The 12,403-nt window shown below is 70.9% G+C and carries 11 protein-coding genes, 1 tRNA gene and 4 pseudogenes; 9 read left to right on the forward strand and 7 right to left on the reverse strand.

The window, feature by feature from the left end:
• Positions 1–18 precede the first annotated feature (18 nt).
• A complete protein-coding gene (locus tag DT076_RS06040; protein WP_114125772.1) occupies positions 19–1,458 on the reverse strand; it encodes a dihydrolipoyl dehydrogenase family protein in 1,440 nt (479 codons plus the stop codon).
• Entirely contained in the window at positions 1,455–2,015 is a 561-nt protein-coding gene (locus tag DT076_RS06045) for a hypothetical protein (protein WP_114125773.1), read from the reverse strand. Before DT076_RS06045 ends, DT076_RS06040 begins: the two co-directional genes overlap by 4 nt.
• A gap of 103 nt (positions 2,016–2,118) precedes the next feature.
• Here DT076_RS06045 and DT076_RS06050 point away from each other — a divergent pair, with 103 nt between their 5' ends.
• Positions 2,119–2,691 (forward strand): TetR/AcrR family transcriptional regulator, encoded by a 573-nt coding sequence (locus tag DT076_RS06050; protein WP_114125774.1) that lies wholly within the window; start codon positions 2,119–2,121, stop codon positions 2,689–2,691.
• Positions 2,692–2,810: 119 nt separating this feature from the next.
• Here the strand turns inward: DT076_RS06050 and DT076_RS06055 are convergent, their stop codons facing one another.
• Both DT076_RS06055 and DT076_RS20225 read right to left on the reverse strand, forming a co-directional pair.
• Positions 2,811–3,707, reverse strand: a complete 897-nt coding sequence (locus tag DT076_RS06055) for an oxidoreductase (protein WP_147264074.1) — start codon at positions 3,705–3,707, stop codon at positions 2,811–2,813.
• A 308-nt stretch (positions 3,708–4,015) separates the two neighbouring features.
• Positions 4,016–4,593: pseudogene (locus tag DT076_RS20225) on the reverse strand (relaxase domain-containing protein); the annotation flags it as partial.
• Between the two features lie 683 nt (positions 4,594–5,276).
• Between DT076_RS20225 and DT076_RS06065 the strand changes: the two are divergent.
• The 6 genes and pseudogenes from DT076_RS06065 to DT076_RS19855 all read left to right on the forward strand — a co-directional run bounded on the left by DT076_RS06065 (position 5,277) and on the right by DT076_RS19855 (position 8,960).
• Positions 5,277–5,486, forward strand: a complete 210-nt coding sequence (locus DT076_RS06065; protein WP_114125776.1) for a helix-turn-helix domain-containing protein — start codon at positions 5,277–5,279, stop codon at positions 5,484–5,486.
• Positions 5,487–5,489: 3 nt separating this feature from the next.
• On the forward strand, positions 5,490–6,044 hold the full coding sequence (locus tag DT076_RS06070) for a Clp protease N-terminal domain-containing protein (protein ID WP_147264075.1): 555 nt from the start codon (positions 5,490–5,492) through the stop codon (positions 6,042–6,044).
• On the forward strand, positions 6,041–6,949 hold the full coding sequence (locus DT076_RS06075) for an ABC transporter ATP-binding protein (protein ID WP_233493698.1): 909 nt from the start codon (positions 6,041–6,043) through the stop codon (positions 6,947–6,949). Before DT076_RS06070 ends, DT076_RS06075 begins: the two co-directional genes overlap by 4 nt.
• On the forward strand, positions 6,946–7,791 hold the full coding sequence (locus DT076_RS06080; protein WP_114125779.1) for an ABC transporter permease: 846 nt from the start codon (positions 6,946–6,948) through the stop codon (positions 7,789–7,791). The genes DT076_RS06075 and DT076_RS06080 overlap by 4 nt, the downstream gene beginning before the upstream one ends.
• Positions 7,792–7,840: 49 nt before the next feature.
• A pseudogene (locus DT076_RS06085) lies at positions 7,841–8,538 on the forward strand (transposase); the annotation flags it as partial.
• Positions 8,539–8,618: 80 nt separating this feature from the next.
• A pseudogene (locus tag DT076_RS19855) lies at positions 8,619–8,960 on the forward strand (hypothetical protein).
• An 83-nt stretch (positions 8,961–9,043) separates the two neighbouring features.
• Here DT076_RS19855 and DT076_RS06100 read toward each other — a convergent pair.
• On the reverse strand, positions 9,044–9,901 hold the full coding sequence (locus DT076_RS06100; protein WP_114125782.1) for an oxidoreductase: 858 nt from the start codon (positions 9,899–9,901) through the stop codon (positions 9,044–9,046).
• 74 nt (positions 9,902–9,975) lie between these two features.
• On the opposite strand from DT076_RS06100, the gene DT076_RS06105 reads away from it, so the two are divergent.
• Positions 9,976–10,593 (forward strand): TetR/AcrR family transcriptional regulator, encoded by a 618-nt coding sequence (locus DT076_RS06105; RefSeq protein ID WP_114125783.1) that lies wholly within the window; start codon positions 9,976–9,978, stop codon positions 10,591–10,593.
• A gap of 104 nt (positions 10,594–10,697) precedes the next feature.
• Entirely contained in the window at positions 10,698–11,321 is a 624-nt protein-coding gene (locus DT076_RS06110; RefSeq protein ID WP_199539001.1) for a LysE family translocator, read from the forward strand.
• A gap of 327 nt (positions 11,322–11,648) precedes the next feature.
• Here DT076_RS06110 and DT076_RS20425 read toward each other — a convergent pair.
• Together DT076_RS20425 and DT076_RS06120 are read right to left on the reverse strand one after the other, a co-directional pair.
• Positions 11,649–12,035, reverse strand: a pseudogene (locus DT076_RS20425) (SDR family NAD(P)-dependent oxidoreductase); the annotation flags it as partial.
• A gap of 278 nt (positions 12,036–12,313) precedes the next feature.
• Positions 12,314–12,386: transfer RNA gene (locus DT076_RS06120), tRNA-Ala, on the reverse strand.
• Between the last annotated feature and the right edge of the window lie 17 nt (positions 12,387–12,403).

Raw genomic sequence — 12,403 nt, forward strand, 5'->3', positions numbered from 1 at the left:
TGGTTTCGCGGCCGCCGGTCAGCGGCCGAGGGTCTCGAGCAGGCGGAGCCACACCTCGCTCATCGTCGGGTAGGCGGGGACGGCGTGCCAGAGGCGCTCGACCGGCACCTCCCCGGCGATCGCGATGGTGGCGGCGTGGACGAGCTCGGCGGTGTCGGGCCCGACCGCGGTGAAGCCGACGACGACGCCTCGGTCCTCGTCGACGACGAGCCCGGCCCGTCCGCGGTAGCCGTCGGCGTGCAGGGCCGCGCCGGCCACGGCACCCAGGTCGTGCTCGACCGCGCGGACGCGCAGGCCCGCGGCCCGTGCGCTGGCGGTGGAGTGGCCGACGGCGACGACCTCGGGGTCGGTGAAGACGACCTGCGGCACGGCCAGCCGGTCGGCGGTCGCGGCGTGCCGGCCCCAGGGTCCGTCGTGGACGGGAGCGCCGGTGGCGCGGGCGACGATGACGTCCCCGGCGGCCCGGGCCTGGTACTTGCCCTGGTGGGTGAGCAGCGCCCGGGCGTTGACGTCACCGGCGGCGTAGAGCCAGCCGTCGCCGACCGGACGATCCTCGGCGTCCAGCACCCGGAGGGTCTCGTCGACCTGCAGCCAGGAGCCGTCGGCCAGACCGAGCGACGACAGGCCGAGGTCGTCGGTGTTCGGGCGGCGGCCGGTGGCGACGAGGATCTCGTCGGCCCGGACCACCTCGCCGTCGCCGAGGGTGATCGCCACGCCGTCGGCGTCGCGGCGGACCTCGGTGGTCTCGGCCCCGATCATCACCCGCACACCGGAGGCCTCGAGCGTCTCGACGACCTGCGCCGAGGCCCAGGGCTCGACGTTCGGCAGCACGCCGTCGCGGGCGAGGAAGGTGACCTCGGCGCCGAGGGCGCGGTAGGCGGTGGCCATCTCGGTGCCGACGACGCCGCCGCCGAGGACGGTCAGATGACCGGGTACCTGCCGGGCCGAGACCGCCTCGCGGCTGGTCCACGGCCGGCTCTCGGCCAGACCGGGGATGGGCGGGACGGCGGCCCGGGTGCCGGTCGCGACCACGACGGCGTGCCGGGCGACGAGGTCGGTGGTGCTGCCGTCGGCGGCGGTCACGGTGACCGTGCGCGGCCCGCTGATCCGGCCGTGGCCGCGGTGCAGGCCGATGCCGGCCCCGCGGAGCCAGGCCACCTGGCCCTCGTCGTCCCAGCCGGAGGCGAAGCGGTCGCGGCGCTCGAGCACCGCGGCGGCGTCGAGCGGGCCGGTGACGGCCGCGGCGGCACCGGGCAGCGCCCGGACGGCGCGGAGCGCGGCAGCGTCCCGCAGGAGGGCCTTGGTCGGCATGCAGGCCCAGTAGGAGCACTCGCCGCCGACCAGCTCCGACTCCACGACGGCGGCGGTCAGCCCGCCCTGGACGACGCGGTCGGCCACGTTCTCCCCGACCGGTCCGGCGCCGATGACGACGACGTCGACCTCGGTCGCGGCGTTCATCGGGCGGCCTTCGCGGCGCGCCCGAGGCGGAGGGCGGAGAGGAGGAAGAAGATGCCGCCGAGGGTGGCGTAGCCGGCCAGGCCGGTCAGTGCGCCACCGCCCCCGCTGGCCTGGAGGATGAAGCCCGAGCCCGCGAGCACGGAGATGCCACCGCTGAGGATCATCGGCCACTGCCCGCCCAGCCGGCGGCGGACCAGGCCCACGGCGAGCTGGACCGCGCCGGCGGTGATCGCCCACACGCCCCAGACGACGAGCACGGCCGGGACGCCGGACGTGGAGGCGATGGCGAGCCCGACGACGGTGAGTCCGCTCAGCACCATGTTGACGACGAGCAGGGGCGTCGGCCGGACGGCCCGGGAGGCGCGGTGGTCGACCACGGCAGCCACCAGGTCGACCAGCGGGTAGAGCAGCAGGAGGCCCACGGTGAGCGGGCCGAAGGTGCGCGCGGTGAGCGCGAGCAGCACCGCCCACACCACCGCGAAGACGAAGCGGGCGAGGTAGAGGGTGCGTAGCCGCGGGGCGAGTGCGGTGGGTGCGGTGTCGGTCGTGCTGGTCACGTCAGGTCCTGTCTCTCCGGTCCGGAGATCGTCCGGACCACTAGTAGAATTACTAGTCACTCTACATGGATCGACACAGAAGGCAAGGCGGAAGGAGCGGCATATGATCGAGCGGGTGAAGAAGGGGTCGATGCGCGAGCGGCTGGTCGAGGCGGCGACGGAGCTGTTCTACGCCGAGGGGCTGCGGGCGGTGAGCGTCGACAAGGTGATCGAGCGGGCCAGCACCACGAAGGTGACCTTCTACCGGCACTTCTCCAGCAAGGACGCGCTCGTGGTGGCCCACCTGGAGCGTCGCGCGGAGCAGGAGCGGGCCGGCGTCACCGGGGCGATCGAGCAGGCCGGTGGCGACCCGGCGCAGGCGTTGCGCCTGATCTCGGAGACGCTCGGCGTGATGTCGTGCCAGCCCGGGTTCCGCGGCTGCCCGTTCATCAATGCCGCCGCGGAGTACCCCGATCCCGACAGCGAGGTCCGCAAGACCGTCGCCGCGCACCGCGGCTGGTGCCGCCAGACCTTCGAGGACCTCGTCCGCCCCCTCGACCTCCCCGACCCCGCCGGCACCGCCGCCGATCTCATGCTGCTGCGCGACGGCGCCATGGTCGCCGGCTACCTCGACGACCCCGACCCCCTCGCCGCCTCGTTCCTGCGCAGCGGCCTCGCCCTGATCGGCCAGGACTGACGAGCTGCTCCCCGACAGCGGGCTGGGCCTGTCGAAGCCCGAGCTCGCCGTCACGAGCTCGCAGCTGCGCGGTCACCCCCGCGCCGCACGCGTCGGCTCAACCTGACGCGGGCACGGGTCTACGGGCGCTGGAGCTCTCCGGCCGGGAACGACACCCCGGTCAGCTCCTCCGACACCACCCACAGCCGACGCGCCACCGCCTCGTCCAGCGCCGCTGCCGACCGGCCGACGAGCTTGGGCGCACCGCGTCCCTCGAAGGCTCCACCCGGCCCGGCGTAGCTGCCGGGCGGCACGTCCGCGGTGGCCGCGTACAGCGTGGGCCGCGCGCCCTCCTCGTCGCTCTGCCCCACCCGGCGGAAGAACGCCGACGCGAGGCCGTGCAGCGGCGCGGGCACGCTGCCGGGCCGCAGCAGGTTCGTCGCCGCCAGACCGGGGTGGGCGGCGGTGGCGATGATCGGTGAGCCGGCCGCGATGAGGCGCCGCTGCAGCTCGGCGGTGAAGAGCAGGTTGGCGAGCTTGGACTGCGCGTAGGCCGCCATGGCCCGGTACCGACGGCGCTCCCAGTTGAGGTCGTCGAAGTCGATCGTGCCGGCCCGGTGCCCCATCGACGCGACCGTGACGACGCGCTCCCGGATCCGCGGTAGCAGCAGGTTGGTCAGCGCGAAGTGGCCGAGGTGGTTGGTGCCGAACTGCAGCTCGAAGCCGTCCGCTGTGCGGCCGAGCGGCGGGATCATCACGCCGGCATTGTTGATCAGCACGTCGACCGGACCTGGGAGGTCGTCGGCGAAGGTCCGCACGGACGCGAGGTCGGCCAGGTCGAGCCGGCGGACGCCCACCTCGCCGGTCATCGTCGAGGCAGCCTCGGCGCCCTTGGCGGTGTCGCGGACCGCGAGCACGACCCGGGCGCCACGGGCGGCGAGCACCCTCGCGGCCGCCCGGCCGATGCCGCTGTTGGCGCCGGTGACGACGACGGTGCGGCCGGTCTGGCCGGGGACGGTCGGGTCGGCGGGGGGCACGCGCCCCAACCTAACCGCCGGTGGCCAGCGGTCCGGGTGCCCACACCAGGTTTCGGTCACGGCCCATCTCGCGCGCCCCCCTCGACCCCGAACATCCGAGTCAGGGTGGTCGGCCAAGATCGCCTCGTGCAGCTCGGAGAGCGCGACCGTCGCGGCGTGCATCGGCCTCCCGTCCAGGGAGAGCCACTTCCCGTCGAGCACCGTCTGGACCTTGTTGCTGATGACGACGTGCGTGGGCGAATGAGGGCGCCTGCCCGAGAGTCGTAGTGGTCGAACGCGGTTGCGATCAGCCCGGTCAGATCGACCTGCGCAACCGCGCCGTCGCTTCCGGTTGCGCCGATACGCGTGGCAGCAACCTCCCGCTCCATGAACGCAACCACCTCCGCGACCACCGCGTGATGCCGTCCGCGATGAGCGCCTGCGTACCGGCATCGGCGACCGCCCACAGCATCGAGGCGGACTCCGGGATCGAGAACGTGAAGTCGTACCCCGCAACCGCCCGCCGCCTGCCGCGCTCGGCTTCTTCGGCGTCGATCGCGGCGACCACCTCGGCCCGCGCTGCCGGGCCGAGCTCGGGGTCGAGGGTGGCGGTGCGCTCCTCGATCCGCTCAGTCGCGGACCTGTAGGGCGGGTAGGCGTGTCCGAGCGGGTCGCCGGTGATCGGGTGGCGGCCCATGCCGACGCGGAGCTGGAGCTGGGCTTCGGAGACCTGCTCGCCCTCCCCGATCCGTCCGCCACCGAGGCCAGCGAGGCCGCCGCCGATCCAGCGGCCAGGCGGTGTTCCCTCGGCGGTGGAGTACCGGGTCAACGGCGTCGAGAGCGACCTGTCGCCGTCGCCGGCCGCCACGGTGCGCAGCAGGTCCTTGTAGCCGTCACCCGCGCTCATCACTCGGCATCGAGACCGTCACGCGCCCGACCTCCTCCACCGCTGCTCACCAGGAGAGGTGCGCGGCGCCGGCCCAGGGCGCCCTCTGATGCGACTCGGGACGGTTCCACCTCGATCTGCCAGCGGTGTGGTGGCTCAGAGAATCGGTCGGGCTGAAGGTAGCGGCGAGCCGTCGCAAGGTCGCTCGGGTGCGAGGCCGGCCATGCGGCCGACCGTGGACACGTCCGAAGGAGACGACGATGAGCGACGCAACCCCCGGTGCTGCAACCCTTCGCAACCTGGAACCCGACCCGTGGGGTTGGGGGAACGAGCCCGCCGGACCTCTTCGGGCGCTTGGCGTACTCGGAGACCTGGCCGACCTCCCGGCATGACGCACGATGGACCGGCCTACCCGCTTCCGCAGTCGGCGCCCCGCACCCCCGGTTTCGCATCGTCATCCTCGCCCACCGCGCTGTTCCGCACACCGCTCACCTCGGATGGCTCATGGGGCTGGAGGACGGCTGGGCTACTGACGCATCATCCGGACTCACCCCGCCCAGCAGACCGCGCTGGGAAACGGGGTCCTGCCGTTGCAGGGTTCGGCGGCTCTGGCCTCGCTTGCTCGCATCTCAGCGTAGGTGTCGATGGACGCCCAGTGCCAACCCAGGTTGACGCTACGTCCCCTGCCAACCTAGGTTGGCACCATGACGGAGGCGACGACGTTGGCGGCGGCGGCCGGTGACCAGGACCCGCATGTGGGGCTGGTGGCGGTGGCCGCGTTGCGGAAGCTGGTCGATCAGTTGGAGCGAGCCCAGGTGCAGCGGGCGCGTGAGCAGGGCTGGTCGTGGGAGCGGATCGCGGACGACCTGGGCGTGACGCGGCAGGCGACCTACAAGAAGTACGGGAGGCGATGAGCCGTGAAACGGTTCGCAGGTATGGCGCGGGCGACGGTGGCGTCGGCGGTGGGAGCGGCGCAGCGCGACGGCTCGGCTGAGATTCGTGAGGAGCACCTGCTCGCGGCGGTGCTGGACTCGGCGGTCGGCGCGCGGGTGCTCGCTCCGCTGGGTGATGTCTCGACGCGGACGCGGGTGTTCGAGGACATCGCGCGCCTGCGGCGCTCGGGCGGCTACACGGCCGAGCAGCGCGACGCCTTGTCGGCATACGGGCTCGATCTGGACGGGCTGGTCTCGCGGGTCGAGTCCCAGCTCGGCGATGGCGTCCTGGATGAGCGGGCTCGTCGCCGCTCGGGCGGGCCGAAGCTCTCCCCGGCTGCGGCAGGAGTGATCGAACGTGCCGCCCGTGAGGCCGCAGACGACAGTTCGGCGCGCGTCGATGTCACGCATCTGGCGCTGGGTTTGGTCGCCTCGCGCGGCGTGGTCGGCGACGTACTGGGCGAGCACGACCTGACCGTCGCCGCGGTGCGTACCACGATCCGCAGCAACCGCTCCGGCCAGACAGGGCAAGGCTGGTGAGTCGTGCGATCGAGTGCCGCGATCTGCGGATGCGGTATGGCGACCAGGATGTCCTGGCTGGCGTGGACTTCGACGTGGTGGCCGGTGAGACGGTGGCGCTGCTCGGGCCGAACGGGGCGGGCAAGACGACCACGATCGAAGTGCTGGAAGGGTTCCGCCACCGCTCCGCCGGGCACGTCGCCGTCCTCGGCGTCGATCCTTGGCACGGCGATGACCGGTGGCGGTCGCGGATCGGTGTGGTGATGCAGTCCTGGCGCGATCACCCCAAGTGGCGAGTACGGGAACTGCTGGCCTACCAAGCCTCGCTGTACGCCCCTTTCGTCCCCGCCGGAGCATCGCGGCCGTGGGGGGTGGACGACCTGCTCGCTGCGCTGAACCTCGACGGCCTGGCGGACGCGCAGATTCGCACGCTGTCCGGTGGGCAGCGACGGCGGCTCGACATCGCGGTCGGGCTGGTCGGACGGCCCGAGATCGTGTTCCTCGATGAACCCACCGCCAGCCTGGACCCACGCGCCCGCCGCGACTTCCTCGCCCTCATCCAGCGCGTCGGAGACGACCTCGGCTCGACCATCCTCATGACCACCCACGACCTGGCCGAGGCCGAAGAACTCGCCGACCGGATTCTGATCCTCGTCGGCGGGCAGGTGATCGCCACCGGCACGTCGAAGGAGCTCACCGATCAGATCGCCGGTCACGACCGGGTTCGCTGGGCGGTGGACGGCCAGCGTCACGAAGAATCCACTGGCGACTCCACCGCGTTCGCGCGCGACCTGTTCTCCCGCTACGGCGAACAGGTGCACGAGTTGGAGGTGCGGCGAGCCTCGCTGGAGGACGCCTATCTGTCCATCGTCCAGGCCGCCGAACACGACACACCTCCCGGCGATATCGAGGAGAAGGCGGCATGACCCCCACCACGACGGCACTCAGAAGCGGCCTGCGGCGGGGGGTCATCGAGTTCCGGCAGGACTTCACCGGTGCCGCGCTGATCGGGCAGTTGTTCTGGCCCGTCCTCACCCTGGCGTCGCTGTTCTTGCTCCGTGACCGCACCGTCGGTGACGGGAGCGTCAGCCTGGGCACGATGGTCTATCCCGGCCTGATCGGCATGTTCGTGTTCTTCGGCATGGTCGCGCTCACGCAACGCCTCAGCGCAGACCGGGAAGACGGCACTCTGCTGCGCGCCAAGGCCACCCCCGGCGGCATCCGCGCCTACCTCGTCGGGCGTTTCGTGACCACCGCCCTCACCGTGGTCGCCTACCTCGTGATCGTGGGCGTGCCCGGCGCACTCACTGTCACCGGGCTCGCACTCCTCACTCCCGATCGACTGCTGACCCTCGCGTGGGTGCTCACGCTCGGCATAGTCGCCACGCTGACCCTCGGTGCTGTCCTCGGATCCCTCATCCCGAGCGCCCGCGCTTCCAGCTACATCGCGCTGCTGGTCATGGGCTTGGTCGCTATCTCAGGGATCTTCTACCCCATCACCGCCCTGCCCGGCTGGCTCCAAGGGATCGCACAGGCTTTGCCGGTCTACTGGCTCGGTCTCGGCACCCGCGCCGCCCTGCTGCCCGAGTCCGCAGCCGTCCTCGAAATCGTTGGATCGTGGCGAACCGGGGAAACCGCAATCGTCCTGGCCGCTTGGTCCGTCGTCGCCACCCTGCTCGCCCCCGCCCTGCTCAGAACCATGACCAGGAAAGAGTCTGGCTCCCGCGTCGCCGAACGCCGCGACAAGGCACTCCAGCGGCTCGGCTGAGACCTGACGCAGAGCGCACCTGGCGGCTGGACAATGCCCCAGTTCAGAGTCCCTCCTGTCGGCCGAAGCCGACGCGATCGCTGGTGCCGAGTACGGACACCCCTTCGCCGAGCGCGTGACGCAGCGCAATGGCTACCGTCATCGCGATCTCGACACCCGTGTCGGCACGATCGATGTCGCCGTCCCGAAGCTCCGCGAGGGCTCCTACTTCCCGGAGTGGCTGCTCGAACGGCGCAAGCGCGCCGAGTCCGCACTGAATCACGGTCGTCGCCGACTGCTACCTCGCTGGCGTCTCAACGCGCCGGATGGACAAGCTCGTGAAGACCCTCGGCATCCACGCGCTGTCGAAATCGCAGGTGTCCCGGATGGCTGCCGAGCTCGACGAACATGTCGATCAGTTCCGCAACCGGCGTCTCGATGACGTTGGCCCGTTCACGTTCGTCGCGGCCGACGCGTCTCGCATTCACGAGCTTCCCGAAAGACGTCTGGTCGCAGATCTGGTCGAACAACCCCAACGAGCGCCTGAACCGCGTGATCCGCCGCCGCACCGACAGCGTCGGCATCTTCCCAAACCGGGACGCGATCATCCGTCTCGTCGGCGCGGTCCTCGCCGAGCAGACCGATGAATGGGCCGAGGGACGGCGTTACCTCGGCCTCGAGCTCCTCGGTCGCTGCCGCTTGACCCTTGTCCCCGATGCTGGAGAGGAGACCGACACCGACGACCCCGTCCTCGCCCTGTCCGCCTGACCACAACCCGCTCGATCGATCACGCGAGCGTTACACCACTCCACGAGACCTGACCCGACGACGGCGCGGTTCGCCGTGTGGTGTTCTCCGACCCGGAGGTCGCCGCCGTCGGGCTCACCGAGACCGCCGCGCGGGAGGCCGGGCTGACCATCCGTGCCGTCGAGTACGACCTCGGCTAGGTCGCCGGCGCCAAGCTTCACGCGGACGGCTACGCGGGTCGCGCGAAGCTCGTCGTCGACGAGGATCGCAAGGTCGTCGTGGGGGCCACGTTCGTCGGCCAGGATGTCGCCGAGCTGTTGCACTCCGCCACGATCGCGATCGTCGGCGAGGTGCCGATCGACCGGCCCTGGCGCGCCGTGCCGTCGCATCCGACCATCAGCGAGGTCTGGCTCCGGCCGCTCGAGACCTATGGCAGGCCCTGAGCCCTCGGCTGCGGCTCACCAAGGCGGCCCCCCGGCGTGCATCGCCAGGGGGCCGCCTTCTTCTGACCGGGTTAGCCTGCGAGCTAGCGCAGCTGGGCTCCGTCCGGGAAGTCGGTCGTCACGGTGAGGTCGCGCCACGCCTCGATCTCGGCGTCGACCGCGGCGCGGGCAGTGCTGACCAGTCGCAACGCGTCCGAGCCGAGGACGAGGTGGGCGGGCGGCTCGGGCGACTCGATGACGGTGAGGACGGCGTCTGCGGCCTTCTCCGGGTTGCCGAGCTGGTTGCCGTTCGCGCGGAGGCGGTTCTCGCGGATCGGGTTCATCAGCTCGTCGTAGTCGGCGATGGATCGCTCGGAGCGGATCATGGATCGGCCGGCCCAGTCAGTGCGGAAGGAGCCGGGCTCGATCGCGGTCACGTGGATGCCGAGGTGCTTGACCTCCTTGCCGAGCGATTCGAGGATGCCCTCCAACGCGAACTTCGAGCCGCAGTAGTACGCCATCCCGGGGACGGTCATCAGGCCGCCCATCGAGGTGACGCCCATGAGGTGGCCCCTGCGGCGCTCGCGCATGTAGGGCAGGGCGGCGTGAAGCGTCGCGGCTGCCCCGAAGACGTTGACATCGAACTGGCGGCGCAGCTCCGACAGCGGCGACTCCTCGAAGACGCCCTCGTGCCCGTAGCCGGCGTTGGCGATGACGACATCGAGGGGACCGACGTTCGCCTCGACATCCGCGACGGTCGAGGAGACCGCGTCATCGTCGGTGACGTCGAGGATGCGGGGGACGGCGAGCCCGTCGGGCGAGAGCGCGGCGAACGCCGCCGCGGCCTCGTCGTTGCGCACGGTACCGATGACTCGGTGCCCGGCGGCGGTGAACCGCGTCGCAAAGGCTCGGCCGAAGCCCGAGCTGACGCCGGTGATGAAGATGTTCTTCTGATCAGACATACGAGAAGTCTACATCACGACAGTTATTCTTGACGGCGCGTCGATTTCTGTCGACGAGGTGGCAGGATGGGGGCATGGGCGAAGCAGAGGTCGATACCGGACGGCGTCGTGGCAGGTCGAAGGGCGATCTGCGCGAGGAGGCGATCCTGGCAGCCGCGGAGCGCCAGCTCGCGTCGGTCGGCTACGAGTCGATCACCGTCGCGACGCTGATGGAGGAGGCCGGCGGAACCCGGGGAGGCTTCTACTTCTACTTCCGCACCAAGGCCGACGCCGTCGCGGCGCTCGTCGAGCGGACCGTCAGCGCCCTTCACGTCTCACTCGAGTCACTGTCCGTCGACCAGCCGGGCGCGGAACCGGTCGATCTCATCCGTGAACTTCTCGTGCGCACGCAGGCCATCTGGGCCGAGCACGGCCCCGTCATGAGTGCCGCGGTCGAGCTCGCGCCGACGGTTCCGGCGATCGGGGACAGGTGGGCGGCCGCACGGGACGCGGTCACGCAGACCGCGACCAGGATCGCCATTCAGGCGGGGCTGCCCGATTCCTCGGCCTCGGACGGCGCTGCAGCGGTCACGGCATTGCTGGTCCGGATGGGCGAAGGCGCCTTCTACGAGGCCACCAAGCGTGCTGCTCCCCCGCTATCCGAGGTCACTGCGACCTGCGGCCTGATCTGGCAGCGCTGCCTTGGTGCGTAGATCCCGATGCGCAGCCCGTCGGGGCTGAACTGACCGGCAGCCGCCCAGCTCGACCCCGCCGCGCCCCGCGACCGTGGGAGCCGCTGATGGTCCCCTCGCCCAACGTGGCAGCCTTCGCGCTCGCCGCCGTCGTCCTGATCGTCATCCCTGGCCGCAGCGTGTTGTTCACCATCGGCCGGTCTTTGGCATATGGGTGGCGCGGCAAAGCGCTCTCCGTGCTGGGCAACGCCATCGGGACGTCGCCCGCGACCGCGTTGGTGGCGCTCGGGGTCGGTCAGGTGATCGCCGAGTCCGTCGTCGTTCTCACCGCGGTGAAGATCGCCGGAGCGCTCCACCTGATACACCTCGGCGTGCAGGCGATCCGCCACCGCCACGATCACGCGGTGTTGCCATCGAGTCAAATGCAGGCGCCCAGCAGTGCTCGACAGCTCTGGCAGGGCGTCGTCGTGGCTGTCACAAACCAAGACACTCATCTTCTTCGTCGCGGTCCTGCCCCAGTTCGTCAGCCGCGACAGCGGTTCGGTGCCCTTGCAACTCACGGTCCTCGGCTGCCTTCTCGCCCTGATCGCGTTGTGCTGCGACAGTGTCTGGGTGCTGATCGCGGGTACGGCACGAAGGTGGTCCGGACGCAGCCCACGCGGCTGTCGCAGATGAGCGCCGGCGGCGGCGTCATGATGATCGGCCTCGCGGGGTCGTGGTGGCCACCGGCAACAAGCACTGGCGCCTGAGCGGTCCAGGGAAACGAGACGCCCGTCAGTTGCTCCGAGGTCTCCCAGAGTAGCTTTCCGACGGCGGGGTCGAGCGCTTCGCGAGACGCTTCCACGTCGATCGCGTCGCCGCGCCGCTCGTTCCGGCCGCCGGGCCCGAAGAACTCGCCTCCGTGAAGCTCCGGCGCGGTGGCGGCGCGGAGTTTGCGGGAGCGCGCCCTGCTCGGTGGGCTGGGTCGGAAGGAACAGGCCTGTGGCGATCCGGCCGCGCTCCTCCCACGCGCGGGGCACGAGGTTCGACCGGGACACCCCGGGGTGCGCCAGCGTGCTGATGACCGGAGAGCCCTTGGCGCGGAGCCGTCTGTCGAGTTCGATCCCGAACGCCGTGGTGGCGAGCTCGGATGCTCCGTAGGCGGCGGAGGCATCCCAGCGACGTCCGAACATGAGGTCATCGAAGTCCAGGTGGGCGGGCTTGTGCGAGATCGAGCTGAGCGACACGACCCGGGGCCGGTCGCCGCGTTCGAGGAGCGGGAGCAGGAGCCCGGTGAGGGCGAAGTGGCCGAGGTGGTTGGTGCCCAGGTGCGGCTCGAATCCGTCGGCGGTGGTGCGCCGTGGGCCGAGGATCACGAGACCGGCGTTGTTGACGAGCAGGTCGACTTTGTCGAATCGTCCTCGGCGCGCTCGGCGAAGCTCCGGACGGAGTCGAGCGAGGCGAGGTCGAGCCGGCGGCCGCACCTATACCAGCGCCCGGGACGGCCTCGACGAGATCCTCGACCTGCTCACCGACCTCGGCGATCTCTACAACCGATGCGAACCTGCTGAACGCCGCATGCTCAACCGAGCCCTGTTCGACCGCATCATCATCGACGAGGACGAGAACGTCAGCGTCGTCCCTGCCGAGCCCGCCGCCAGCGTCCTCGCCCACGTCAACACCGACGTCCCCGAGCCGGTGACCGCAGAAACGAACCTGCCCCGCACTCAGGCGGGGCAGGTTTCGATTCTCTCAACTCACGTGGAGCCAACGGGACTCGAACCCGTAACCCCCTGCTTGCAAAGCAGGTGCGCTACCAATTGCGCCATGGCCCCGTGGCGAGGAGGACCTC

The organism is Desertihabitans brevis (genome assembly GCF_003327535.1).
Classification (GTDB): domain Bacteria; phylum Actinomycetota; class Actinomycetes; order Propionibacteriales; family Propionibacteriaceae; genus Desertihabitans; species Desertihabitans brevis.

What these genes read in the sequence shown, in the direction of transcription:
- DT076_RS06040 (WP_114125772.1), bottom strand. Translation starts at nt 1,458, where the DNA reads ATGAACGCCGCGACCGAGGTCGACGTCGTCGTCATCGGCGCCGGACCG.
- DT076_RS06050 (WP_114125774.1), top strand. Translation starts at nt 2,119, where the DNA reads ATGATCGAGCGGGTGAAGAAGGGGTCGATGCGCGAGCGGCTGGTCGAG.
- DT076_RS06065 (WP_114125776.1), top strand. Translation starts at nt 5,277, where the DNA reads ATGACGGAGGCGACGACGTTGGCGGCGGCGGCCGGTGACCAGGACCCG.
- DT076_RS06080 (WP_114125779.1), top strand. Translation starts at nt 6,946, where the DNA reads ATGACCCCCACCACGACGGCACTCAGAAGCGGCCTGCGGCGGGGGGTC.
- DT076_RS06100 (WP_114125782.1), bottom strand. Translation starts at nt 9,901, where the DNA reads ATGTCTGATCAGAAGAACATCTTCATCACCGGCGTCAGCTCGGGCTTC.
- DT076_RS06105 (WP_114125783.1), top strand. Translation starts at nt 9,976, where the DNA reads ATGGGCGAAGCAGAGGTCGATACCGGACGGCGTCGTGGCAGGTCGAAG.